At 72.5% G+C, this 564-nt stretch carries 1 pseudogene; it reads left to right on the forward strand.

The features are described from left to right. A pseudogene (locus NS331_RS25030) lies at positions 1 to 564 on the forward strand (TonB-dependent siderophore receptor); the annotation flags it as partial.

Genomic DNA, 564 nt, shown 5'->3' on the forward strand with positions numbered 1-564 from the left:
GCTTCGGCCTGCGCCGCGGCGCCTTCGACAGCACCGGCCCCGTGGGCCGGAACTTCGCCTACCGCCTCAACGTGGCGGTGGAAGACCGCGACAGCTTCCGCGACTTCATCCAGGCCCGGCGCGAGGTGCTGGCGCCCGCCTTCACCTGGAAGCTCGGCGGCGACACGGTGCTGGAGTACGTGGGCGAGTACCTGCGCCACCGCACGCCCATGGACCGCGGCGTGGTGGCCGTGAACGGGCGCCTGGGCGCCATCCCGCGCAGCCGCTTCCTGGGCGAGCCGGCGGACGGCGACATGACGGTGCGCAACCAGACGCACCAGCTGCTGCTGACGCACGAATGGAGCGCCGCGTGGCGCAGCCGCGTCGGCCTGTCCTACCGCACGACGGGGGTCGAGGGCTTCTCGTCCGAGGCCACCGCGCTGCGGCCGGACGGCATGCTGACGCGCCAGCGGCGCTTCCGCGACTACGACTCCAACGACCTGGCACTGCAGGCCGAGCTGCAGGGCAACGTGGCGACCGGCAGCGTGGAACACGAACTGCTGATCGGCCTGGAGCGCTACCGCT

This window comes from Pseudacidovorax intermedius (genome assembly GCF_001476815.1).
GTDB classification, from domain to species: Bacteria; Pseudomonadota; Gammaproteobacteria; order Burkholderiales; family Burkholderiaceae_C; genus Xenophilus; species Xenophilus intermedius_A.